The 21,149-nt window shown below is 72.7% G+C and carries 20 protein-coding genes; 15 read left to right on the forward strand and 5 right to left on the reverse strand.

Annotated elements, in window-relative coordinates; all coding sequences use genetic code 11:
• Nucleotides 1–8 precede the first annotated feature (8 nt).
• Nucleotides 9–581: a L,D-transpeptidase gene (locus ACI1MP_RS22920; RefSeq protein WP_380334546.1), complete on the reverse strand. Its 573-nt coding sequence runs from the start codon at nucleotides 579–581 to the stop codon at nucleotides 9–11.
• 133 nt (nucleotides 582–714) lie between these two features.
• Between ACI1MP_RS22920 and tsaB the strand changes: the two genes are divergently transcribed.
• The 5 genes from tsaB (at nucleotide 715) to ACI1MP_RS22945 (ending at nucleotide 4,167) form a co-directional block, all read left to right on the forward strand.
• Entirely contained in the window at nucleotides 715–1,362 is a 648-nt protein-coding gene (gene tsaB / locus ACI1MP_RS22925) for a tRNA (adenosine(37)-N6)-threonylcarbamoyltransferase complex dimerization subunit type 1 TsaB (protein WP_189271468.1), read from the forward strand.
• Nucleotides 1,363–1,383: 21 nt separating this feature from the next.
• Nucleotides 1,384–1,887, forward strand: a complete 504-nt coding sequence (rimI, locus tag ACI1MP_RS22930) for a ribosomal protein S18-alanine N-acetyltransferase (RefSeq protein WP_380334552.1) — start codon at nucleotides 1,384–1,386, stop codon at nucleotides 1,885–1,887.
• On the forward strand, nucleotides 1,880–2,959 hold the full coding sequence (gene tsaD / locus ACI1MP_RS22935; protein ID WP_100587195.1) for a tRNA (adenosine(37)-N6)-threonylcarbamoyltransferase complex transferase subunit TsaD: 1,080 nt from the start codon (nucleotides 1,880–1,882) through the stop codon (nucleotides 2,957–2,959). Before rimI ends, tsaD begins: the two co-directional genes overlap by 8 nt.
• 11 nt (nucleotides 2,960–2,970) lie before the next feature.
• A complete protein-coding gene (locus ACI1MP_RS22940) occupies nucleotides 2,971–3,216 on the forward strand; it encodes a hypothetical protein (RefSeq protein ID WP_380334556.1) in 246 nt (81 codons plus the stop codon).
• Nucleotides 3,217–3,285: 69 nt separating this feature from the next.
• Entirely contained in the window at nucleotides 3,286–4,167 is an 882-nt protein-coding gene (locus ACI1MP_RS22945; protein WP_380334559.1) for a polysaccharide deacetylase family protein, read from the forward strand.
• Here ACI1MP_RS22945 and ACI1MP_RS22950 read toward each other — a convergent pair.
• Nucleotides 4,143–5,348: a THUMP-like domain-containing protein gene (locus tag ACI1MP_RS22950; RefSeq protein WP_380334562.1), complete on the reverse strand. Its 1,206-nt coding sequence runs from the start codon at nucleotides 5,346–5,348 to the stop codon at nucleotides 4,143–4,145. The genes ACI1MP_RS22945 and ACI1MP_RS22950 overlap by 25 nt on opposite strands.
• Nucleotides 5,349–5,586: 238 nt before the next feature.
• Here ACI1MP_RS22950 and groES point away from each other — a divergent pair, with 238 nt between their 5' ends.
• Nucleotides 5,587–5,892, forward strand: coding sequence for a co-chaperone GroES (gene groES, locus ACI1MP_RS22955; protein ID WP_014136232.1), 306 nt, complete (start codon nucleotides 5,587–5,589; stop codon nucleotides 5,890–5,892).
• 100 nt (nucleotides 5,893–5,992) lie between these two features.
• The gene (groL, locus tag ACI1MP_RS22960) at nucleotides 5,993–7,627 is read left to right on the forward strand and encodes a chaperonin GroEL (protein WP_380334565.1); all 1,635 of its coding nucleotides are present in this window, start codon (nucleotides 5,993–5,995) and stop codon (nucleotides 7,625–7,627) included.
• Nucleotides 7,628–7,659: 32 nt separating this feature from the next.
• Here the strand turns inward: groL and ACI1MP_RS22965 are convergent, their stop codons facing one another.
• Entirely contained in the window at nucleotides 7,660–8,574 is a 915-nt protein-coding gene (locus tag ACI1MP_RS22965) for an IS982 family transposase (protein ID WP_404867869.1), read from the reverse strand.
• 423 nt (nucleotides 8,575–8,997) lie between these two features.
• Between ACI1MP_RS22965 and ACI1MP_RS22970 the strand changes: the two genes are divergently transcribed.
• On the forward strand, nucleotides 8,998–9,999 hold the full coding sequence (locus ACI1MP_RS22970) for a LysR family transcriptional regulator (protein ID WP_043914497.1): 1,002 nt from the start codon (nucleotides 8,998–9,000) through the stop codon (nucleotides 9,997–9,999).
• Nucleotides 10,000–10,118: 119 nt separating this feature from the next.
• Here the strand turns inward: ACI1MP_RS22970 and ACI1MP_RS22975 are convergent, their stop codons facing one another.
• Nucleotides 10,119–10,445 carry a WhiB family transcriptional regulator gene (locus tag ACI1MP_RS22975; protein ID WP_380334570.1) on the reverse strand — a complete coding sequence of 109 codons (327 nt, stop codon included), beginning with the start codon at nucleotides 10,443–10,445 and terminating at the stop codon, nucleotides 10,119–10,121.
• Nucleotides 10,446–10,981: 536 nt separating this feature from the next.
• Here ACI1MP_RS22975 and ACI1MP_RS22980 point away from each other — a divergent pair.
• The 4 genes from ACI1MP_RS22980 (at nucleotide 10,982) to ACI1MP_RS22995 (ending at nucleotide 15,521) form a co-directional block, all read left to right on the forward strand.
• The gene (locus tag ACI1MP_RS22980; protein ID WP_014136228.1) at nucleotides 10,982–11,593 is read left to right on the forward strand and encodes a response regulator transcription factor; all 612 of its coding nucleotides are present in this window, start codon (nucleotides 10,982–10,984) and stop codon (nucleotides 11,591–11,593) included.
• A gap of 198 nt (nucleotides 11,594–11,791) precedes the next feature.
• Nucleotides 11,792–12,511: an RNA polymerase sigma factor ShbA gene (gene shbA, locus ACI1MP_RS22985; RefSeq protein WP_100587201.1), complete on the forward strand. Its 720-nt coding sequence runs from the start codon at nucleotides 11,792–11,794 to the stop codon at nucleotides 12,509–12,511.
• Between the two features lie 230 nt (nucleotides 12,512–12,741).
• Complete coding sequence (gene guaB, locus ACI1MP_RS22990; protein ID WP_043914495.1) at nucleotides 12,742–14,244, forward strand: IMP dehydrogenase; 1,503 nt, start codon at nucleotides 12,742–12,744, stop codon at nucleotides 14,242–14,244.
• A gap of 158 nt (nucleotides 14,245–14,402) precedes the next feature.
• Entirely contained in the window at nucleotides 14,403–15,521 is a 1,119-nt protein-coding gene (locus ACI1MP_RS22995) for a GuaB3 family IMP dehydrogenase-related protein (RefSeq protein ID WP_380334575.1), read from the forward strand.
• A 58-nt stretch (nucleotides 15,522–15,579) separates the two neighbouring features.
• Here ACI1MP_RS22995 and ACI1MP_RS23000 read toward each other — a convergent pair whose 3' ends face one another.
• Nucleotides 15,580–16,173 (reverse strand): hypothetical protein, encoded by a 594-nt coding sequence (locus ACI1MP_RS23000; RefSeq protein WP_404869371.1) that lies wholly within the window; start codon nucleotides 16,171–16,173, stop codon nucleotides 15,580–15,582.
• A gap of 310 nt (nucleotides 16,174–16,483) precedes the next feature.
• Here ACI1MP_RS23000 and ACI1MP_RS23005 point away from each other — a divergent pair, with 310 nt between their 5' ends.
• The 3 genes from ACI1MP_RS23005 (at nucleotide 16,484) to ACI1MP_RS23015 (ending at nucleotide 21,120) form a co-directional block, all read left to right on the forward strand.
• Entirely contained in the window at nucleotides 16,484–18,139 is a 1,656-nt protein-coding gene (locus tag ACI1MP_RS23005; protein WP_380334581.1) for a serine/threonine-protein kinase, read from the forward strand.
• A 122-nt stretch (nucleotides 18,140–18,261) separates the two neighbouring features.
• A complete protein-coding gene (locus ACI1MP_RS23010; RefSeq protein WP_380334584.1) occupies nucleotides 18,262–19,356 on the forward strand; it encodes a protein kinase in 1,095 nt (364 codons plus the stop codon).
• 156 nt (nucleotides 19,357–19,512) lie between these two features.
• Entirely contained in the window at nucleotides 19,513–21,120 is a 1,608-nt protein-coding gene (locus tag ACI1MP_RS23015; RefSeq protein WP_387994097.1) for a protein kinase domain-containing protein, read from the forward strand.
• Nucleotides 21,121–21,149: the final 29 nt, after the last annotated feature.

Consider the following 21,149-nt stretch of genomic DNA (forward strand, 5'->3'; position numbering starts at 1 on the left):
CCGAGCGGTCAGGCGACCACGACCACCCGGGTGCCGTTCGGCGCGAAGTCCCACAGGGCCTGGCCGTCGGAGCGGGACGCCCGGATGCCGCCGGTCTTGGTCTTCGGGTCCACCGACGGCGCGGGGGCGTTCTCGTCCACCAGCGCGCTGAAGCCGAAGACCGTGCCCTGCTGCTGGGTGAAACGCACCACGTGCTCGATCTGCCGGCCGTCGGTTCCGGTGCCGGCCGCGGCGCGGCTGTACACCGTGTAGGCGCCCGGGTTCGGCAGCGCGCTGCCCGGCGTCACCTTGAACGAGGCGAGCACCTGCTCGGTCTTCTTCGGGTCGACCAGCCACACCTGGCGGTCCTTGAGCGAGAACACCACCCGCAGGCCCGCCCCGGAGTCCGCCGGCAGCGGGGGCGCGGTGGGCTTCTCGCTCGCCGCGGGCGAGGCGGCCGTCGCCGCGGAGGCGCTCGACGACGGGCCGGCCGCGACCGCCCGGGACGCGGCGCCGTTCGCCTGGAACGCCAGCAGCCCGATCACCGCCATGGCGCTCAGGGTCAGTCCGCCGACCACCACACCAGGACCCAGCTTCGCCACGTCTGCTCCTCAACGCTCCGCGTATCCCGTCCGAGGCCCATCGTGCCAGGTCCGCGCCGCCGCCTCGGCCTCTTCCGATCGTGTGTTCCCGGCCGGTGCGGGCACCGGCGCCGGACCCTCTAACCTTGAACCCGTGCTCCTCCTCGCCTTCGACACCGCCACCCCCGCCGTCACGGCCGCCGTCCACGACGGCGAGCGCGTGCTCGCCGAGTCCTACGAGGTCGACGCCCGCCGGCACGGCGAACTGCTGCTGCCCACCATCGACGCCGTGCTGCGCACCGCCGGTGTGGACAAGCGGCAGCTCACCGACCTGGCGGTCGGCGTCGGCCCGGGCCCGTACACCGGCCTGCGGGTCGGCCTGGTGACCGCCGCCGCGCTCGGCGACGCGCTCGGCCTGCCCGTGCACGGCGTCTGCACCCTCGACGCGATCGCCCACCAGGCCCGCACCGAAGGCCTGGACGGCGCGTTCACGGTGGCCACCGACGCGCGCCGCAAGGAGGTCTACTGGGCCTCCTACGACGCGTCCGGCGCCCGGGTCTCCGGCCCGGCGGTGGACCGCCCGGCGGAGATCGAGCCGGGCGAGCGGACGGTCGGCGCGGGCGCGCTGCTGTACGGCCTGCCGGCGGCGAGCGGCCCCGAGCACGTGTCGGCGGGCGCGCTCGCCGACTTCGCGGTCCGCGAGCTGGCCGCCGGCCGCGAACTGCTGCCGAACGCCCCGCTGTACCTGCGGCGCCCGGACGCGCAGGTGCCGGCGGGCTACAAGGCGGTGCTTCCGGCGTGACGCGCACGGGACTCTCCGGCCGTGGCTAGGTTCGCGCTGCGCCCCATGCGCTGGTGGGACATCGAGCCGGTCATGGTGCTGGAGCACCTGCTGTTCCCCGAGGACGCCTGGTCGCGCGGGATGTACTGGTCCGAGCTGGCCGAGGCGTACCCGGGCGGCAGCCGGCACTACGTGGTGGCGGTGGACGAGGCCGACGCGGTGGTCGGCTACGCCGGGCTGATGACGGTCGGGCCGGACGGCGACGTGCAGACCATCGCGGTGGAGGCCGGGCACCAGGGGGCGGGCCTCGGGGCGATGCTGCTGACCGAACTGGTCGAGGAGTCGGTCCGGCGCGGCTGCGCCGAGCTGCTGCTGGAGGTGCGGGTCGACAACCTGCCCGCGCAGCGGCTGTACGAGCGGTTCGGGTTCGAGCCGGTCGGCATCCGGCGGGGCTACTACCAGCCCGCCAACGTGGACGCACTGGTGATGCGTCTGGACCACCTGGCAAGCGATGCAAGCGATCTGAAGGATCATCACAATGGCTGACGAACCGCTCGTCCTCGGTATCGAGACCTCCTGCGACGAGACCGGCGTCGGCATCGTCCGCGGCACCACGCTGCTCGCCGACGCGGTCGCGTCCTCGGTGAACGACCACGCCCGGTTCGGCGGCGTCGTCCCGGAGATCGCCAGCCGGGCGCACCTGGAGGCGATGGTCCCCACCATCCAGCGCGCGCTGGACACCGCGGGCGTCAAGGCGAGCGACCTGGACGGCATCGCCGTCACTGCCGGCCCCGGCCTGGCCGGCGCGCTGCTGGTCGGCGTGAGCGCCGCCAAGGCGTACGCGTGGGCGCTGGACAAGCCGCTGTACGGCGTGAACCACCTGGCCTCGCACATCTGCGTCGACCAGCTGGAGCACGGTCGGCTGCCCGAGCCGACCATGGCGCTGCTGGTCTCCGGCGGCCACTCCTCGCTGCTGCTCAGCGGCGACATCACCTCCGACGTGCGGCCGCTCGGCGCGACCATCGACGACGCGGCCGGCGAGGCATTCGACAAGGTGGCCCGGGTGCTCGGCCTGGGCTTCCCGGGCGGGCCGGTGGTGGACCGGATGGCCCGCGAGGGCGACGGCAGGGCGATCGCCTTCCCGCGCGGCCTGAACAACGCCGGCGACCCGGCGTACGACTTCTCGTTCTCCGGCCTGAAGACCGCCGTGGCGCGCTGGGTGGAGGCCAAGCGGCGGGCCGGCGAGCCGGTGCCGGTGGCGGACGTCGCCGCGTCCTTCCAGGAGGCGGTCACCGACGTGCTCACCCGCAAGGCCGTGCGGGCGTGCAAGGACAACGACGTCGACCACCTGATGATCGGCGGCGGCGTCGCCGCGAACTCCCGGCTGCGCGAGATGGCGCAGCAGCGCTGCGACAAGGCGGGCATCGTGCTGCGGGTGCCGCGTCCGGGCCTGTGCACCGACAACGGCGCGATGGTGGCGGCGCTCGGCGCGGAGATGGTCTGGCGCGACCGCACCCCGTCCTCGTTCGACCTGTCGGCGGACTCCTCGCTGCCGGTCACCGAGACGCACGTCCCGCACACCGACTTCCACGCGCACGCCCACGAGGCGCTGAAGTGACCCTGGCGGCGATGTGGGAGGCCCGCGCGGTCGACCGGCGGGGGAGTGAACTGCACGCCTGGGCGCGGGAGTTCGCGCTGCCCGCAGTGCGCGGGGCGGCCGGTCTGGAACGGGTCGAGCTGTTCACCGCGCCCGGGGACCGGGTGCTGCTGATCGCGCTCTGGGCGGGCGAGCCGGGGCCGGTGCCGGAGCCCCCGGCCGGGCTGCTGTCCCGTCCGGTGCACCGGTGGACCTTCACCCGGACGGACGTCGGGTAGGCAACCGGGGAGCCGGTAGCGTTCGTCCAGAACATCGACAGTCGTGTAGAGGAAGAGCGGGGGACACCGGTGACGAACAGGGCCCGGATCGGGTACGGCGTGGGTGCGCTCGCCGTGCTGCTGGCGGCGAGCGGGTGCGGCAGTTCCGCCCCCGCCACGAAGTCCGCCGCCCCCGCGAAGCCCGCGGCGGCGTCCTCGGGCAGCTCCTCCTCCGCCGCCGCGTCGGCGCCCGCGCAGGACACCGCCGGGGAGGCCGCGTGGGCGAAGTGGGGCCTCAAGCCGATGGCCAAGGCGCCCGCGCCGCCCGCCGACAAGCCGATCAAGCTGACGAAGACCGGCACCGTGCCGGTGTTCAGCGAAGTCCCCACCCAGGACAAGGTCGTCTTCATCACCATCGACGACGGGGCCGAGAAGGACCCCAAGTTCGTCCAGATGCTCACCGAGCTGAAGGTGCCGATCACGATGTTCCTGACCAAGGACATCGTCAAGAACGACTACGCCTACTTCAAGCCGCTGCAGGCGCTCGGCAACACCGTGCAGAACCACACGGTCAGCCACCCGGTGATGAGCAAGATCACCGCGGCCCAGCAGAAGACCCAGATCTGCGACGACCAGACCGCCCTCACCGAGCAGTACGGCACCGCCCCGTACCTGTTCCGGCCGCCCTTCGGCGACGGCGCCAACACCCCCACCCTGAACACCTCGGTGCAGGAGTGCGGGCCGCGTGCCATCGTGCTGTGGCGCGAATCCATGCAGATCCACGACATGCAGTACCAGTCCGCCGACAAGAAGCTGAAGAACGGCGACATCATCCTCGCCCACTTCCGCGGCCCGTCCGAGCTCAAGGGCGAGACCATGACCGCGATGTTCGGCGAGATGCTCGCCCGCATCCAGGAGCAGGGCTTCGCGGTCGCCCGCCTCGACGACTACATCGCCAAGCCCGCCGGCTGACCCAGCATCATCACCGGGCCGGCCGCGGTGCGGGCCACGATCACCGTCACCGTGTTCGGCCCGGCCGGCTTCAACTGCCGCCGCAGTTCCTCCGGGACCACCGACGCCCCGCGCTTCTTGATCACCACGGTGCCGATCCGGCGCTCCTTCACCAGCGCCTTCAACTTCTTCACGTTGTACGGCAGTACGTCGGTCAGCTCGTAGGCGTGCGCGTACGGCGTCGGACGCAGCTCGTCCGAGGTGACGTACGCGATCATCGGATCGATCAGCCGACCGTTTGTCGACTCGACCACCTCGGCGACCATCCGGCCCCGGATCACCGCGCCGTCCGGCTCGTACAGGTACCGCCCCACCGGACCCACCGGCGGGTCCGGCAGCGCCCCGCCGGTCAACGAGTGCGGGCCTGGCAGCAGCGTCGCCCGGTACGGCTCGGCGGCCGCGGTGCCGAACCACAGCACCGCCTCCTTCACCTCGCCCCGGTCCGACACCCACTCCGCCTCGGCGCCCTCCGGCACCAGCTCGTGCGGGATCCCCGGCGCCACCTTCAACGCCCCGAACGGGGTGCGCCGGGCCGCCTCCACCGCCCAGGACAGCGGCGGCGAGTACGCCTCCGGGTCGAACACCCGGCCGCGCGAGGTACGCCGCGCCGGATCGGTGAACACCGCGTCGAAGCCGTCCGTGTCGACGTCCGCGACGTCCGCGCAGCGCACCTCCACCAGCTCCGCCACGCCCAGCGCCGCCGCGTTCGCCCGCGCCACCTCGCAGGTCAGCTCGTCCCGGTCCACCGCCAGCACCGCGATCCCGGCCCGGGCCAGCGCGACCGCGTCCCCGCCGATCCCGCAGCACAGATCCGCCAGCCGCTTCACCCCGAGCGCCGCGAACCGCCCCGCCCGCCACTCGGCCACACTGCGCCGCGTCGCCTGCTCCACCCCGTGCTGCGTGAAGTACATCGACCGGGCGTCCGCCCCGAACTTCGCCTCCGCCCGCTGCCGCAACCGCGCCTGCTCGAACGCCGCCCGCACCAGCTCCGCCGGGGGTACCCCCAGCGGAGCGTGGGGGCGGTACTCCCGCCGCAGCCGGGTCGCCAGCGCCAGCTCCTGATCCGCGGTGAACTCCCGCAACTCGGCCAGCAGCGCCTGCCCCTGCTCGGTCAGCAGCGCCCGGAACGATTCGATCTCCACGGCCCCATTGTCGCCGCCCGGTCACCCCCCGGAATCCCGGGCCGGGCGGAAACTGCGACACGACGTCGTTGGCACTCTGGTTGACTGAGTGCTAACGGCGTCCTAAGGTCGTTCCTGGCACTCACCCCAGGGGGAGTGCTAACGCGAAGATGCGTGCCTGACCCCCGCGACGGCAGTTGCGCACCATCGCCCACCTACCTGTTAGACAACCCCGTAATCTCCGAAGGGGAGCTCGGACGTGACCACCAGCAGCAAGGTTGCCATCAAGCCGCTCGAGGACCGCATTGTGGTCCAGCCGCTCGACGCCGAGACCACCACCGCCTCCGGCCTGGTGATCCCGGACACTGCCAAGGAGAAGCCCCAGGAGGGTGTCGTCCTTGCCGTCGGCCCGGGCCGCTTCGAGGACGGCCAGCGTCTGCCGCTCGACGTCGCCGTCGGTGACATCGTCCTGTACTCGAAGTACGGCGGCACCGAGGTGAAGTACCAGGGCGAGGAGTACCTCGTCCTCTCGGCTCGCGACGTTCTCGCCATCATCGAGAAGTAAGACGTCCCCAGCCCGCCCCGGATCCGTGTCAGCACTGACAGGGGCCCGGGGCGCGGTTGTTGCTCCACGTACGCAGACCACACCCTGAGGAAACGGGATCATGGCGAAGACCCTGCAGTTCGACGAGGACGCCCGCCGCTCGCTGGAGCGCGGCGTCAACAAGCTTGCCGACACCGTCAAGGTGACCATCGGCCCCAAGGGCCGCAACGTCGTCATCGACAAGAAGTTCGGCGCCCCCACCATCACCAACGACGGTGTGACCATCGCCCGCGAGGTCGAGCTCGACGACCCGTACGAGAACCTCGGCGCGCAGCTGGTCAAGGAGGTCGCCACCAAGACCAACGACGTCGCGGGTGACGGCACCACCACCGCCACCGTGCTGGCCCAGGCCCTGGTCAACGAGGGTCTGCGCAACGTCGCCGCCGGCGCCGGCCCGGCCGCCCTGAAGAAGGGCATCGACAAGGCCGTCGCCGCCGTCTCCGAGCACCTGCTGTCCATCGCCCGCGAGATCGAGGGCAAGGACGACATCGCCGCCGTCGCCTCCCTCTCCGCCCAGGACACCCAGGTCGGCGAGCTGATCGCCGAGGCGATCGACAAGGTCGGCAAGGACGGTGTCATCACCGTCGAGGAGTCCAACGCCTTCGGCGTCGAGCTCGAGTTCACCGAGGGCATGCAGTTCGACAAGGGCTACCTCTCGCCGTACTTCGTCACCGACGCGGAGCGCCAGGAAGCCGTCCTGGAGGACCCGTACATCCTGATCAACCAGGGCAAGATCTCCAGCATCCAGGAGCTCCTGCCGCTGCTGGAGAAGGTTCTGCAGGCCGGCGGCTCCCGCCCGCTGCTGATCATCGCCGAGGACGTCGACGGCGAGGCCCTCTCCACCCTGGTGGTCAACAAGATCCGCGGCACCTTCAACGCGGTCGCGGTCAAGGCCCCCGGCTTCGGTGACCGCCGCAAGGCCATCCTCGGCGACATCGCCACCCTGACCGGCGGCCAGGTCATCTCCGAGGAGGTCGGCCTCAAGCTCGACCAGGTCGGCCTGGACGTGCTGGGCTCCGCCCGCCGCATCACCGTCACCAAGGACGAGACCATCGTCGTCGACGGCGCCGGCGCGTCCGACGCGGTCGCCGGCCGGGTCGCCCAGATCAAGGCCGAGATCGCCAACACCGACTCCGACTGGGACCGCGAGAAGCTCCAGGAGCGCCTCGCCAAGCTGGCCGGCGGCGTCTGCGTGATCAAGGTCGGCGCGGCCACCGAGGTCGAGCTCAAGGAGCGCAAGCACCGCCTGGAGGACGCCATCTCCGCGACCCGCGCCGCGGTCGAGGAGGGCATCGTCGCCGGTGGCGGCGCCTCGCTGGTGCACGCCGCGAAGGTCCTGGAGGACGGCCTCGGCCTGTCCGGCGACGAGGCGACCGGTGTCGCCGTGGTCCGCCGCGCCCTGGTCGAGCCGCTGCGCTGGATCGCCCAGAACGCCGGTCTTGAGGGCTACGTCATCACCTCCAAGGTCTCCGAGCTGGAGGCCGGCCAGGGCTACAACGCCGCCACCGGCGAGTACGGCGACCTGGTCAAGGCCGGCGTCATCGACCCGGTCAAGGTCACCCGCTCCGCCCTGGAGAACGCCGCCTCCATCGCCTCCCTCCTACTCACCACCGAGACCCTCGTGGTCGAGAAGAAGGAAGAGGACGACGCGGCGGGCCACGGCCACTCGCACGGCGGGCACGGCCACAGCCACTGAAGCGCCGGCCGCTAGATGAATGATGCGAAGGGTTAGTGGTCGTAGGCGGTCAGCGAGCGCATGACGGGCTGACCGGTCCGGTCGTTGTGCCAGATCGCCGAGGTCAGTGCGAGGATGCGTTGCAGGACACGGACCATCACCCCGGCCGGCGTGCGGCCCTGGTGGCGTTCGAGGTCGAGTTGGGCCTTGAACGTCTGGTTGACCGACTCGATGATCTGCCGCAGCGGCTTGAACAGCCTGGCTCCGGCCCGCTCGGGTTCGCCCTTGCGGGCCGGGCGGAGCAGGTGGACGCCCCACTCGGCGAGTTCGTGTTCGAAGGCGCGGCCGTAGTAGTGCCGGTCGCCGATCAGGGTCTGGCCCGGTCGGGAACCGGCCAGGTCGGGTTCGGCGTGGAGGATGCCGAGCAGGGTCTGGCGCTCGTCGGCCTTCGCGCCGGTCAGCGCGAACGCGACGGGCAGGCCGTGCAGGGTGCACACCAGATGCAGGCGCAGACCCCAGAAGTAGCGGGAGTGGCTGGCGCAGTAGCCGTACTCGGCCCATCCGGCCAGGTCGGAGCGCTTGGCGGTCTCGCGTGAGCGCCCACATTCCACCGGGGTGGAGTCGACGACCCACACGCTGTCGGTCCACAGCGAGGTGTCGATCGCGACCAGGCGGTTGACGCGGGCGATCAGGCCGGCGGCCTTGCGCAGGCGCCGGTTGTAGCCGGACTGCCCGGGCAGGTACGGGAACAGGTGCCGCAGGCGGGCGGTGGCGTAACGGATCCAGCGGCGCTCGGAGGTGAAGCCGAGCAGGGCCTGCATCACCGCCAGGGTGACCAGTTCGGCATCGCTGAGCCGGGGCGCGATCCCGATCTCGGGTCGCCACGGCGCCAGATGGGGCGATTCCTTCAGCAGGTCGTCGGTCTTCACGTAGAGTGCGGTCGCGAGGGAGTCCAGGTCAGGCGTCACAACCGACCTTTGGACTCCCTCGCGTCATTTCATGCACGCCAGCGAGCCCTTGGCATCAATCATCTAGCTGACCCCTGAGGGGCAGCGACCGCAGGGGCGCGAGGAACTGCGCGACCGGCCATGCACTCTCGTAGTGCGAGGCTCGGAGCGTGCAGGGCCTCGCGCCCTTTCGCATGGGCAGGTGGGCGGGGGGAACTGCGCGACAAGCGCAGGCCACGTCCGCAAGGTCGCGAGCACGTGCAGGTCATTGTCCTGCGTTGCGATCTTGCTGGTGGGTGCCTTCCGCTGCGCGCAGTTCCGCCCCCTCGGCTTCGCCTGGGGGTACCCCCAGCGCCCCTGCTTTCGCACCCGCTCGTGCACCCGCTCGCGCCGCCGGTTTCGCGTCCGTCCGTGCCCGCTGCGCTCTCCCCTAAGGTTGATGGCGTGATTGAAGCCCGCCACCTCCGTGTTCTGCATGCCGTCGCCCGGACCGGGTCGTTCTCCGCTGCGGCGCGGGAGCTGGGGTGCACGCAGCCTGCGGTGAGTCAGCAGATGAAGGCGCTGGAGAAGGCGGTGGACACCCCGCTGGTGGTGCGGTCGGGGCGGGAGATGCAGTTGAGCGAGGCCGGGCGGGTGCTGTTGAAGCATGCGAACGGGATCCTCGCGGGGCTGTCGGCCGCGGAGGAGGAGGTCGCGGCGATCGCCGGGCTGCGGGCGGGCCGGGTGCGGTTGGTCTCGTTCCCGACAGCGAGTTCGACGCTGGTGCCGCGGTCGGTGGCGCAGGTGCGGGCGGCGCATCCGGGGGTGCGGGTGTCGTTGGTGGAGGCGGAGCCGCCGCAGGCGCTGGCGATGCTGCGGGGCGGGGAGTGCGAGGTGGCGCTGGCGTTCCGGTACCCGGACTCGCAGGGCGGGCTGAGCCTGCCGTCCCCGCACGCGACGTTGCGCGAGGCCCGCGCGGAGGCGGCGCTGGAGGCAGCGGCGACGGCCGCGGCGAACGACTGGTCGGAGCTGGTGGTGCGGCCGCTGCTGGACGATCCGCTGGTGGGGCTGGTGCCGGCCGGGCATCCGCTGGCGGGCCGGGGCGAGGGCGAGCCGGTGGATCTCGCGGAGCTGGCGCGGGAGCAGTGGATCGCAGGCTGTCCGCAGTGCCGGGGGCACCTGGTGGAACTGTGCACGGACGCAGGCTTCGCGCCGGCGATCGAGTTCGCCACCGACGACTATCCGGCGGTGGTGGGCCTGGTGGGCGCGGGTCTGGGGGTGGCGGTGCTGCCGGGCCTGGCGCTGGAGTCGGTGCGGCATCCGGGGGTGGTGGCGGTGCCGGTGCGGGTCGCGTCGGGGGAGCCCGCGCGGCGCGAGGTGGTGGCGCTGACCCTGCCGGACCTGGCGGGGGTTCCGGCGGTGGAGCTGATGCTGGATCAGCTCGCGGCGGCGGCTGCCGCCCGGTGAGGCGTCCGCGCCGACCGGTGAGCGGGCGGCGCGGCGGATTCAGGGAAACGTTTTTTCAGCTGTTTGAGGGCCGCTGCCGGGACAGCTGACGGGGGCATGCGCGGCCGCTCATCGGGCGCTCAGTGGCGGACGGCCTGCGGCATCGCCAGCGGGACCTGGACCAGTCGGTTGCGGGAGCGGCCGAGCAGTTCTTCGCGCTCGTCCTCCGTCATGCCGCCCCAGACCCCGTAGGGCTCGCGGACGGCGAGGGCGTGGGCCGCGCACTGGGCGCGCACCGGGCAGCGCATGCAGACCTCCTTGGCGCTCGCCTCGCGGGAGGTCCGGGCCGCGCCGCGTTCGCCCTCGGGGTGGAAGAACAGCGAGCTGTCGACGCCGCGGCAGGCGGCGGAGAGCTGCCAGTCCCAGAGGTCTGCGTTGGGGCCGGGGAGGCGGGAGAAATCTGCCATGGCTCATTCCCTTCGAGGGTGCGGGACCTGGCGGCCCGGACGGGCTTGCTCCGGCGAGGCTGCACGGGACCGATACGGACACCTGGAAATATGACTTACACCCAACTACACGGACAAGTCACCCACAGTCCGACACAACAGTCAATGACCTAACGGAAGCTATAAAAACGGACAAACGGTGCAATAGGTTTTGAGTCGCGCCACTCCCCGATCGGAGGCTCGACGGGGCGCGGGCCGCGGCCGGAAGGCGTGCGCGGCGCGGACACCGCGCGCGAGCTGCACAAAAGTGCGGCGTGTGCACCGCGAGGTGGCTCTTGTGTGATGGGTCGGCCACGTACAGTGGTGGAGATGGACCTGAGCCGTAACTCATTCGAGTGACGGTCGTTGGATGTACGGAGGCGGTCAGCAGGCGCAGGACATCGGGATCGGTCGCGGAGCGAGGCGATCGGAACGGGGTCCGTCCCGGCGGCCGTGTCGGAGAGGTTCGTACCAGCCAGGAGGCTCAACGTGACGCGGATCAGCTGCGGAGGACGGTCATGACATCCGTACTCGTCTGCGACGATTCCCCGCTCGCCCGGGAGGCACTGCGCCGCGCGGTGGCGACCGTGCCCGGCGTGGACCGGGTGACCACTGCGACGAACGGTGAGGAGGTCCTCCGCCGCTGGGTGGCCGACCGTTCCGATCTCGTTCTGATGGACGTTCGGATGCCCGGGCTCGGCGGGGTGGAGACGGTCCGCCGACTGCTCTCGGCCGACCCGGGCGCCCGGATCATCATGCTCACCGTGGCCGAGGACCTGGACGGCGTGGCCCTCGCGGTCGCCGCCGGGGCCCGCGGCTACCTGCACAAGGACGCCTCGCGCGCCGAGCTGCGGGCCACCGTCACCCAGGCGCTGGCCGACCCGACCTGGCGCCTGGCGCCGCGCCGGCTGCGCAGCCCGGACATGGGCGCCGCACCGACTCTGACGGCCCGTGAGATCCAGGTGCTGGAGGGGATGAGCCACGGCCGCAGCAACGCGGAGATCGGCCGCGAGCTGTTCCTGTCCGAGGACACCGTGAAGACGCACGCCAGGCGGCTGTTCAAGAAGCTCGGGGCCTCGGACCGCGCGCACGCGGTGGCGCTGGGCTTCCGCTGGGGCCTGGTCCGCTGAGCGGGTGCGGGGACAACTGCGTTCGCTCGGACGTGTGACGTTGTGGTCCCGAGGCTGCACCATGGAGTAGTGGAGCACCTCGGGGACCAGCGGACAGGCAGGGGAGGCGGCACGGTGCACCCGGCGACGCATAACGTTCCGATGCACAAGTCCGGACGCGGTGCCGCGTTTTCCGGTCCGACCAGGCACCATGGACCGATGCATGACGACGAGGAGGCCGCCGGCACCGAACCGGCGCAGCCCGCCCCCGGGGGTGCGGCTGCCGCTCCGTCGTCGGCACCGGAGGGTCGGGCGGCGGGATCCGACGGTGCGTCGGATGCGGGCGCTCGTCCGCAGGTCGCGGGTGCCACCTCGCCGGAGGAGGCCGCGCTGGTCGCGGCCGCGGTGCGCGGGGACGGCCCGGCGATCGAGGCGCTGCTCGGGTACGTGCTGCCGCTGGCGCTGCGGTACTGCCGGGGGCGGTTGGTCCGGCTGCCCGGCGGGGCCCGGCACCATGTGGACGACGTGGCGCAGGAGGTGTGCGTAGCCGTGCTGTGCGCGCTGCCCCGCTACCGGGACACCGGCCGCCCGTTCGAGGCCTTCGTGTACGGGATCGCCGCGCACAAGATCGCCGATCTGCAGCGGGCCGCGATGCGCGGGCCCGGTTCGACGGTGATCCCGCCGGACGACCTGCCGGAGACGCCGGACGACTCGCTCGGCCCCGAGGAGCGGGCGCTGCTGTCCAGCGACGCCGCGTGGATCAAGGAGCTGCTGTCCAACCTGCCGGCCCGGCAGCGCGAGCTGGTGCTGCTGCGGGTGGCGGACGGGCTGTCGGCGGAGGAGACCGGCGAGGTGCTCGGCATGTCGCCGGGCGCGGTGCGGGTGGCCCAGCACCGGGCGCTGTCGCGGCTGCGGGCGCTGGCGGAGGAGTCCGGCTAGCCGGTCCGGCCGGGGGAAGAAGCGCGGGGGCGCGCGCGTTGTCAAGAGGGCGCGACGACGCACCCCGCGGCACCAGTACCATGGGGTATCGGCGCCTGGTCGGGTCGCCAAAGTTTCTCCGGTGTGCGCGGTCCTCGGTTGGAGGATCGACCGAACGCCGGGCGTCCTTGGCGGCCGAGAGAGCCCTGGCGCCCGTGCGCAGAACGACGGCCCGCCACGGAAGGTTCCCCATGTCTTACAACGCCGCCGGCGTACCCGAGAAGTTCGCCATGCTCGGACTCACGTACGACGACGTCCTGCTGCTGCCCGGGGCTTCCGAGGTGCTCCCCAACCAGGTCGACACCTCCTCGCGGATCTCCCGGAACGTGCGGGTCAACATCCCGCTGCTGTCGGCGGCGATGGACAAGGTCACCGAGTCGCGGATGGCGATCGCGATGGCCCGGCAGGGCGGCGTCGGCGTCCTGCACCGCAACCTGTCGATCGAGGACCAGGTCAACCAGGTCGACCTGGTGAAGCGCTCCGAGTCCGGCATGGTGACCGACCCGATCACGGTCGGCCCGGAGGCCACCCTGGCCGAGGCCGACGCGCTGTGCGCCCGGTTCCGGATCTCCGGCGTCCCGGTCGCGAGCCCGGACGGCAAGCTGCTGGGCATCGTCACCAACCGTGACATGGCCTTCGAGACCGACCGCAGCCGCAAGGTCGCCGAGATCATGACGCCGATGCCGCTGATCACCGGCAAGGTCGGGATCTCCGGCGAGGACGCGATCGCGCTGCTGCGCCGCCACAAGATCGAGAAGCTGCCGCTGGTCGACGACGAGGGCCGGATCAAGGGCCTGATCACCGTCAAGGACTTCGTCAAGGCGGAGAAGTACCCGAACGCCGCGAAGGACGCCGAGGGCCGTCTGCTGGTCGGCGCCGCCGTCGGCGCCTCCGCGGAGGCGTTCGACCGGGCCCAGGCGCTGGTCGGCGCGGGCGTGGACTTCCTCGTGGTGGACACCTCGCACGGCCACTCGCACAACGCGCTGGCCTGGATCTCGAAGATCAAGTCCGCCGTGTCGGTCGACGTGGTCGGCGGCAACGTCGCCACCCGGGACGGCGCGCAGGCGCTGATCGACGCGGGCGTGGACGGCGTGAAGGTCGGCGTCGGCCCGGGCTCGATCTGCACCACCCGCGTGGTCGCCGGCGTCGGCGTGCCGCAGGTCACCGCGATCTACGAGGCCGCGCAGGCCTGTCAGAGCGCGGGCGTCCCGATCATCGGCGACGGCGGCCTGCAGTACTCCGGTGACATCGGCAAGGCGCTGTGCGCCGGCGCCGACACCGTGATGCTGGGCTCGCTGCTGGCCGGCTGCGAGGAGTCGCCGGGCGAGCTGCTGTTCATCAACGGCAAGCAGTACAAGTCGTACCGCGGTATGGGCTCGCTGGGCGCGATGCAGACCCGCGGCCAGGCGAAGTCCTTCTCCAAGGACCGCTACTTCCAGGCCGAGGTGTCCTCGGACGAGAAGCTGATCGCCGAGGGCATCGAGGGCCAGGTGCCGTACCGCGGCCCGCTGTCCGCGGTGCTGTTCCAGCTGGTCGGCGGCCTGCGGCAGACCATGGGCTACGTCGGCGCCGGGTCGGTCGACGAGATGCAGACCAAGGGCCGGTTCGTCCGGATCACCTCGGCGGGCCTCAAGGAGAGCCACCCGCACGACATCCAGATGACGGTCGAGGCGCCGAACTACACCTCGCGCTGAGGGTTCCAGGGAGCCGCCCGGATCGCAGTCCACGCTGCGGCCCGGGCGGTTTTCGCTGTTCGGTGCGCCCCTGACGGGGCGGCCGGGGCGGTACGGGATACTTGGGTGGCGACCGGGGTGACCCGGTCGGGAGATGGAAAGCAGCAGAAGGGCTCGAAGTGACTGAGATCGAGATCGGGCGAGGCAAGCGCGGCCGCCGGGCGTACTCCTTCGACGACATCGCCGTCGTCCCCAGCCGCCGTACGCGTGACCCGAAGGAGGTCTCGATCGCTTGGCAGATCGACGCCTACCGGTTCGAGCTGCCGTTCCTGGCGGCGCCGATGGACAGCGTGGTGTCGCCGCAGCAGGCGATCGCGATCGGGCAGCTGGGCGGCCTGGGCGTGCTGAACCTGGAAGGCCTGTGGACGCGGTACGAGGACCCGCAGCCGCTGCTGGAGGAGATCGCGTCGATCTCCGACGAGGCGGACGCGACCCGTCGCCTGCAGGAGGTGTACGCCGCGCCGATCAAGGCCGAGCTGATCAAGGAGCGGATCAAGGAGGTCCGTGACTCGGGCGTGGTCACCGCCGCGGCGCTGTCGCCGCAGCGCACCGCCGAGTTCTCCAAGGCCGTGGTGGACGCCGGCGTCGACGTGTTCGTGATCCGCGGCACCACGGTGTCCGCCGAGCACGTGTCGGGCGCGGCCGAGCCGCTGAACCTGAAGCAGTTCATCTACGAGCTGGACGTCCCGGTGATCGTCGGCGGCTGCGCCACCTACACCGCCGCGCTGCACCTGATGCGCACCGGCGCGGCCGGCGTGCTGGTCGGCTTCGGCGGCGGCGCCGCGCACACCACCCGCAACGTGCTGGGCATCCAGGTGCCGATGGCGACCGCGGTGGCGGACGTCGCGGCGGCCCGGCGGGACTACATGGACGAGTCCGGCGGCCGCTACGTGCACGTCATCGCGGACGGCGGCGTCGGCTACAGCGGCGACATCCCGAAGGCCGTCGCCTGCGGCGCCGACGCGGTGATGATCGGCGCCGCGCTGGCCCGTGCCACCGACGCGCCCGGCCAGGGCTACCACTGGGGCATGGAGGCCGTCCACGAGGAGCTGCCGCGCGGCAAGCGGGTGCACCTGGGCACCGTCGGCTCCACCGAGCAGATCCTGGCCGGCCCGTCGCACACCCCCGACGGCACCATGAACATGTTCGGCGCGCTGCGCCGGGCGATGGCCACCACCGGCTACACCGAGCTGAAGGAGTTCCAGCGGGTCGAGGTCACGGTCAACTCCGGCCACTGATCCCGATCAGCGGAAAGGGCCCCTGCCGTACTCGGCGGGGGCCCTTCCTGGTGGTCCGTCAGGAATCGCCGAACTTCTTGGCGGCGCTGGCGCCGAAGAACGCACCGAGTCCCAGGAACAGCACCGACAGGAGGTCGAAGTCGGCCTTCCAGCCTTCGAACAGCAGGTCGAAGTGCTCGGTGAAGAGCGGGACGACGTCGGCGCCGAGCTTCTCGTGGACCAACAGCGCCAGACCGAACAGCTCGCCGAAGAACACGCCGAACAGGGTGATCAGGGCAGCGACCGGCGGCAGCGCCCGGTGCGCACCGCCGACCTTGCCGACCGCGAAGCCGACCGCGGCGCCGATGCCGATCGCCAGGACGGAGAACTCGCGCTCCATGGCCTTGACGATGAAGCCGTAGAGCAGGGCGGCGGCCAGTGTCGCACCGACGCCGGCCAGGACCGCCAGCGGCACGTTCTTGACGACCGGGACCGCCGGTGCCACCGGCGGGGCGGCGACGGTGCCGCCCCACGCCTGCTCGGCGGGCGCGGGCGGGGGGAGCGGGACGCCGCCGGGCGGGGGCGGGGTCTGCGGCGGGGCGGCGTACGGGTTGGGCGCGGCAGGGGCCTGCGGCGGGCCGGCGTACGGGTTGGTGGGCTCGGGTGTGGTCATGTGGGCTTCCCCCGTGGCGATGATGTGAAGAGCGCGCAGAGGTTAGCAGGGCATAAGGACGATTGGACAGCGCTATTCGCACGGCGGTACGAGCGGGTCGGGAGCGGTCGTTTTCGGTCGGCGGACCGGTGCGGAAGTGACACGAGGGGCGCACGGGGCGCGAGCCGGGTGGGGGTGGGTGGCCGGGCGGGGCGGCGGCAGGGGATGATGGTCCCCCGGCGTGCGACCGCCGCCCGCGGCGGCCCGACATGCCGTCAGGTCCCGGCCGGGCGACCGGCGAGGGCCGCAACACCATGGGGAGAGCGCACCGATGACGCAGCCGCAGGAACCGACCGGCCGACTGCTGGCGGACCGCTACCGGCTGGGCGAGGTGCTCGGCCGGGGCGGCATGGGCACCGTGTGGCGGGCCGAGGACGAGATGCTCGGCCGGATCGTCGCGGTGAAGGAGCTCCGGATGACCGGGGCCGTCGACGAGGCCGAGAAGCACCGGCTGATCGTCCGCACCCTGCGCGAGGCCAAGGCCACCGCCCGGATCCGGCACACCGCCGCCGTCACCGTCTTCGACGTGGTCGAGGAGGACGACCGGCCGTGGATCGTGATGGAGCTCGTCGACGGCCGCTCGCTGGCCGACGTGGTCCGCGAGGACGGCGTGCTGACGCCGGAGCGGGCCGCCGCGATCGGGCTGGATCTGCTCGGTGTGCTCGGCGCCGCGCACAGCCAGGGCGTGCTGCACCGCGACGTGAAGCCGTCCAACGTGCTGATCGGCGAGGACGGGCGCACCGTGCTCACCGACTTCGGCATCGCCAGCGTCGAGGGGGACACCTCGATCACCTCCACCGGCATGCTGGTCGGCGCGCCCTCGTACATCGCGCCCGAGCGGGCCCGCGGGCAGCGGCCCGGCCCGCCGTCCGACCTGTGGTCGCTCGGCGGCACCCTGTACGCGATGGTCGAGGGCGTCCCGCCGTACGACCGGGGCTCCGCGCTGGCCACGCTGACCGCCGTGATGACCGAGGAACTGCCGCCGCCCCCGCACGCCGGGCCGCTGCTGCCGGTCATCGAGGGCCTGCTGGAGAAGGACCCCGCGAAGCGGATGGACGCAGACGAGGCCCGCGAGCTGCTGCAGCGGATCGTCGCCGGGAAGGCGCTCCCCGAGTCGAAGCGCGCTGCCGCCGGGAGGCCGGCCGAGCCGGTCGCCGCGGAGACCGCGACCCGGGCGCTGCCCGCGGACCCCGCCGCCGGCGCGGACACCGCGGTGGTGCAGCGCGCCGGCGCGTCCCGGCGGCGCACCCTGCTGACCGTCGCCGCGGTGGTCGCGGTGCTGGCGCTGGTCGCCGCGCTGGTGGTGCTGTGGCCCGCCGAGAAGGGCAACGGGGCGAACACCGCGGACGGCGGCGGCAGCACCGCGGCGCCCGTGCAGCCGTCCCCGTCCGCCTCGCCGTCCGCGAGCCCGAGCCCGAGCGCCGGCGCGTCGGCGGACACCGGGGAGCAGCCCGGGCCCAACCTGACGTCCGGTCAGGTGCCCGACGGGTACCGGGTGTACAAGGACCCGTCGGGCTTCAGCATCACCCTGCCGGAGTGGATGTCCGACAAGGGCGCGGACTACCGCTCCACCAGCCGGCAGTTCGAGGGCAACGGGCTGCGGCTGGTGATCGACTGGCAGTCGCCCGCCGGGGACAGCGCGCTCAAGGACTGGCAGGCGTCCGACCGGTCCGCGACGATGAAGGACTACCGCCGGATCCGGGTCGAATCGGTGGCCTACCGGGGCTGGAGCAACGCCGCCGACTGGGAGTGGACGTACTCCGGCAAGACCGGCACCCTGCTGCACTCGCTGAACCGCGGCTTCGTCACCGGCGACGGCAAGTACGGCTACGCGATCTACTGGACCATGCCGGAAGCCGTGTGGTCCGCGCCGGACGGTTCGCTCGCCCGGCGGATCTCCTTCGAGAGCTTCCAGCCCGCGCCGTAGGCCCGCCCGCCGGAGCGGGAGCCTCCGGCGGGGAGAGGCAAGGGAGTTGAAAGGCCGCACCGAAAGGTGGCGGGTGCGGCTCGGGGCCGTAGGCTGGCGGCACTACGGCGTGAGGAACAGGCATGCGAGCGGCCCCTGGGCAGGTGGTGGCCGGACGGTACCGGGTGACGGACCGTCCGGACGACGGTGTCGGCGTGCCCGCGGTGGACGGGTCCAGCGGCGCCCGGGTGCGGCTGTTCGGCCTGGAACTGCCCGACCTGGTCGCGCCCGACCGGGCGATGGACCCGGCCGCGCCCTCCTACGGGCAGCTGCTGACCGCCCGGGTGGCGCAGGTCGCGGCCGCCGCGCCCGCCCACCCGCGGCTGCTGCGCGGACTCGCCGCCGGACCCGAGGGCGAACTGCTGTGGGTCGCCGAGGAGTCGGTCTCCGGAGTGCCGCTGGAACGGCTGATGGACGACGGGCCGCTGTCGCCCTACCGGGTCGCCGAGATCGGCGCCGACCTGGCCGGGGCGCTGCGGGCCGTGCACGACACCGGCCTCACCCACGGCAACGTCACCGCGCGCACCGTGCTGGTCTGCGAGGACGGCGCGGCGATGCTCGGCGGCCTGCTGCTCGGCGCCGCCGAGGAGGAACTGTGCGCGGCGCTCGGCGGCGAAGTGCCGCGCCGGGTGTACGAGACCCGCGCGCTCATGCTCGGACCGCTCGCCGAGCGCTGGGCGATCGACGCGGGCGCACCCGCCGACACCTGGGCCCTCGGCGTCCTGCTGTACCGCCTGCTCACCGGTCACGGCCCGTACCCCGAGCACGACCTGCCGACGCTGCTGGCCGCCGTCCGCGACGGCCGCCACCACCGCGCCGACGGGTGCGGACCGCTGCGGCCCCTGGTGGAGCGGCTGCTGCGCCCGGACGCCGAGGCCCGGCCCGACGCGGTCGCCGTCCAGCAGGAGCTGCGCGAGCTGCTGGTGTTCGCTCCCGAGCCGTACCCGGACGGGCCGACCGCCCCGCCGCTGCCGGCGCCCCGCACCGAGACCGGGCCGCCGGCCGTCCGCCCGCGCGGCGCCCGCCCGCGCAAGCGCCCGCCGACGTCCCGTCAGAAGGCCGCGCCCGCCGGGCGTCCGCCGCGGATTCCCGCCCGGATGCTCGGTCCGCTGGTGCTGGCGGCCGTGCTGGTGCTGATGGCGGCGGCGGTCGCCGGGATCGTTCTGGTCGCTGGCTGAATGCGGCCGGTCACCGTGCGATTCCCAACCCGGGGTGTGATTCCCGCGCGGCCCCGCGCAGCCTAGGCTTGCCTTCGAACCGTCGGTGCGAGCAGGCACACGAGGTGCCACGACCTCGTCCGACCGACGGTGGGGGGTCAGAAGGGGGGGACGGTCATGGGCGGGCAGGACCAGTCGACAGGCCGTCTGCTGGCCGGGCGGTACGCGCTCGGCGAGCGCCTGGGGCGCGGCGGGATGGGGACCGTCTGGCGGGCCAGGGACGAAATGCTGGACCGGGAGGTCGCCGTCAAGGAACTGACGGTCAGCCATCTCTCGGAGGAGGACCTGGAGATCCTCCAGTCCCGGATGAAGCGCGAGGCCCGGGCCGCCGCCCGGATCAAGCACCCGGGCGTCATCACCATCCACGACGTGCTCGAACAGGACGGCCGGCCGTGGATCGTGATGGAGCTCGTCGACGGCCGCGCGCTGTCCGAAGTGATCAGCCAGGACGGCACCCTGACTCCGCGTGAGGCCGCCGACGTCGGCCTCCAGGTGCTCGCCGCCCTGCACCGCGGCCACCAGCTCGGGGTGCTGCACCGGGACGTCAAGCCCGCCAACGTGCTGCTCGAACACGGCAGCGGACGGGTCGTGCTGCTCGACTTCGGCATCGCCAAGTTCGAGGGCGCGATGGAGATCACCCGCCCCGGCGACCTGGTCGGCTCGCCCGACTACCTGGCGCCCGAACGCGCCCAGGGCCAGCGGCCCGGACCGGCCTCCGACCTGTGGGCGCTCGGCGCGACGCTGTTCCACGCCGTCGAGGGCCAGTCGCCGTTCCGCCGCGACAGCCCGCTCGGCACCCTCACCGCCGTCGTCGACGAGCCGCTGCCGGAGTCCCGGCGGGCGGCCGCCCTCGGGCCGGTGCTGGCCGCGCTGATGGCCAAGGACCCGGCGGACCGGCCCGGCGCCGACGAGGCCGCCAGGATGCTCCGCGAGGTCGCCGCCGGACACACCGTCAGCATGCGCGTCCCGCAGCAGGCCGGCGAGGACCGGCTGCCCACCCAGCAGGTGCCGGTGGCCGACCGGGTCGAACCGGACGAGACGCCCGCCGAGGCGGAGCCGGCGGCGGCGCCGCGAGTGCCGTCGCAGGGCGGGCCGGCGGAGACCGCGACCCCGCCTCCGGCCGCCCGCGGCGGCCGGAGGCGATGGCCGCTGCTGGCACTGGCGGCCGTCCTGGTGCTGGCCGCGGCCGGCGGCGGCGGGTACTACGCCACCCACCGCCACCAGCAGCAGGCCGGCGGCGGCGGGACGACGCCGTCCGCCGCCGAACCCGGGCAGGGGCCCGCGCCCGCCGGCTACACCTGGCAGGACGACCCGGCGGGGTTCCGCTTCCCGCTGCCCACCGACGGCACCTGGGTGCGCAGCGAGAGCGGCACGCAGATCCTCTACTCGCCCGACGAGCGCGACCACTACCTGCAGTTCGCGGTGACGGTCGGTCAGCCGCTGGCGCCGCAGGAGCACCTGCTGCAGCTGGAGGCCTCGCTCAGCCGGAGCCTGAAGGACTTCCAGACCAGCAGCCTGGCCGCCGCGCGGATCAACGACCAGGAAGGCGCGGTGTGGGAGTTCAGCTTCACCGGGTCGGGCGGGCGACGGCACGCGAAGGAAGTGGAGTTCCGGCGCAGTGACGGGACGTCGTACATCGTGTACGTGTCGGGGCCGGAGAAGGACTGGACGCAGAGCCTGCGGCGCTTCACCACGGTGTTGAACAACTTCGTGCCGACCAAGTGACGTGACGGAGGGCGCGCGCCCCCGGATTG

The sequence above is a fragment of the Kitasatospora griseola genome, from assembly GCF_044999035.1.
Taxonomy (GTDB): domain Bacteria; phylum Actinomycetota; class Actinomycetes; order Streptomycetales; family Streptomycetaceae; genus Kitasatospora; species Kitasatospora griseola.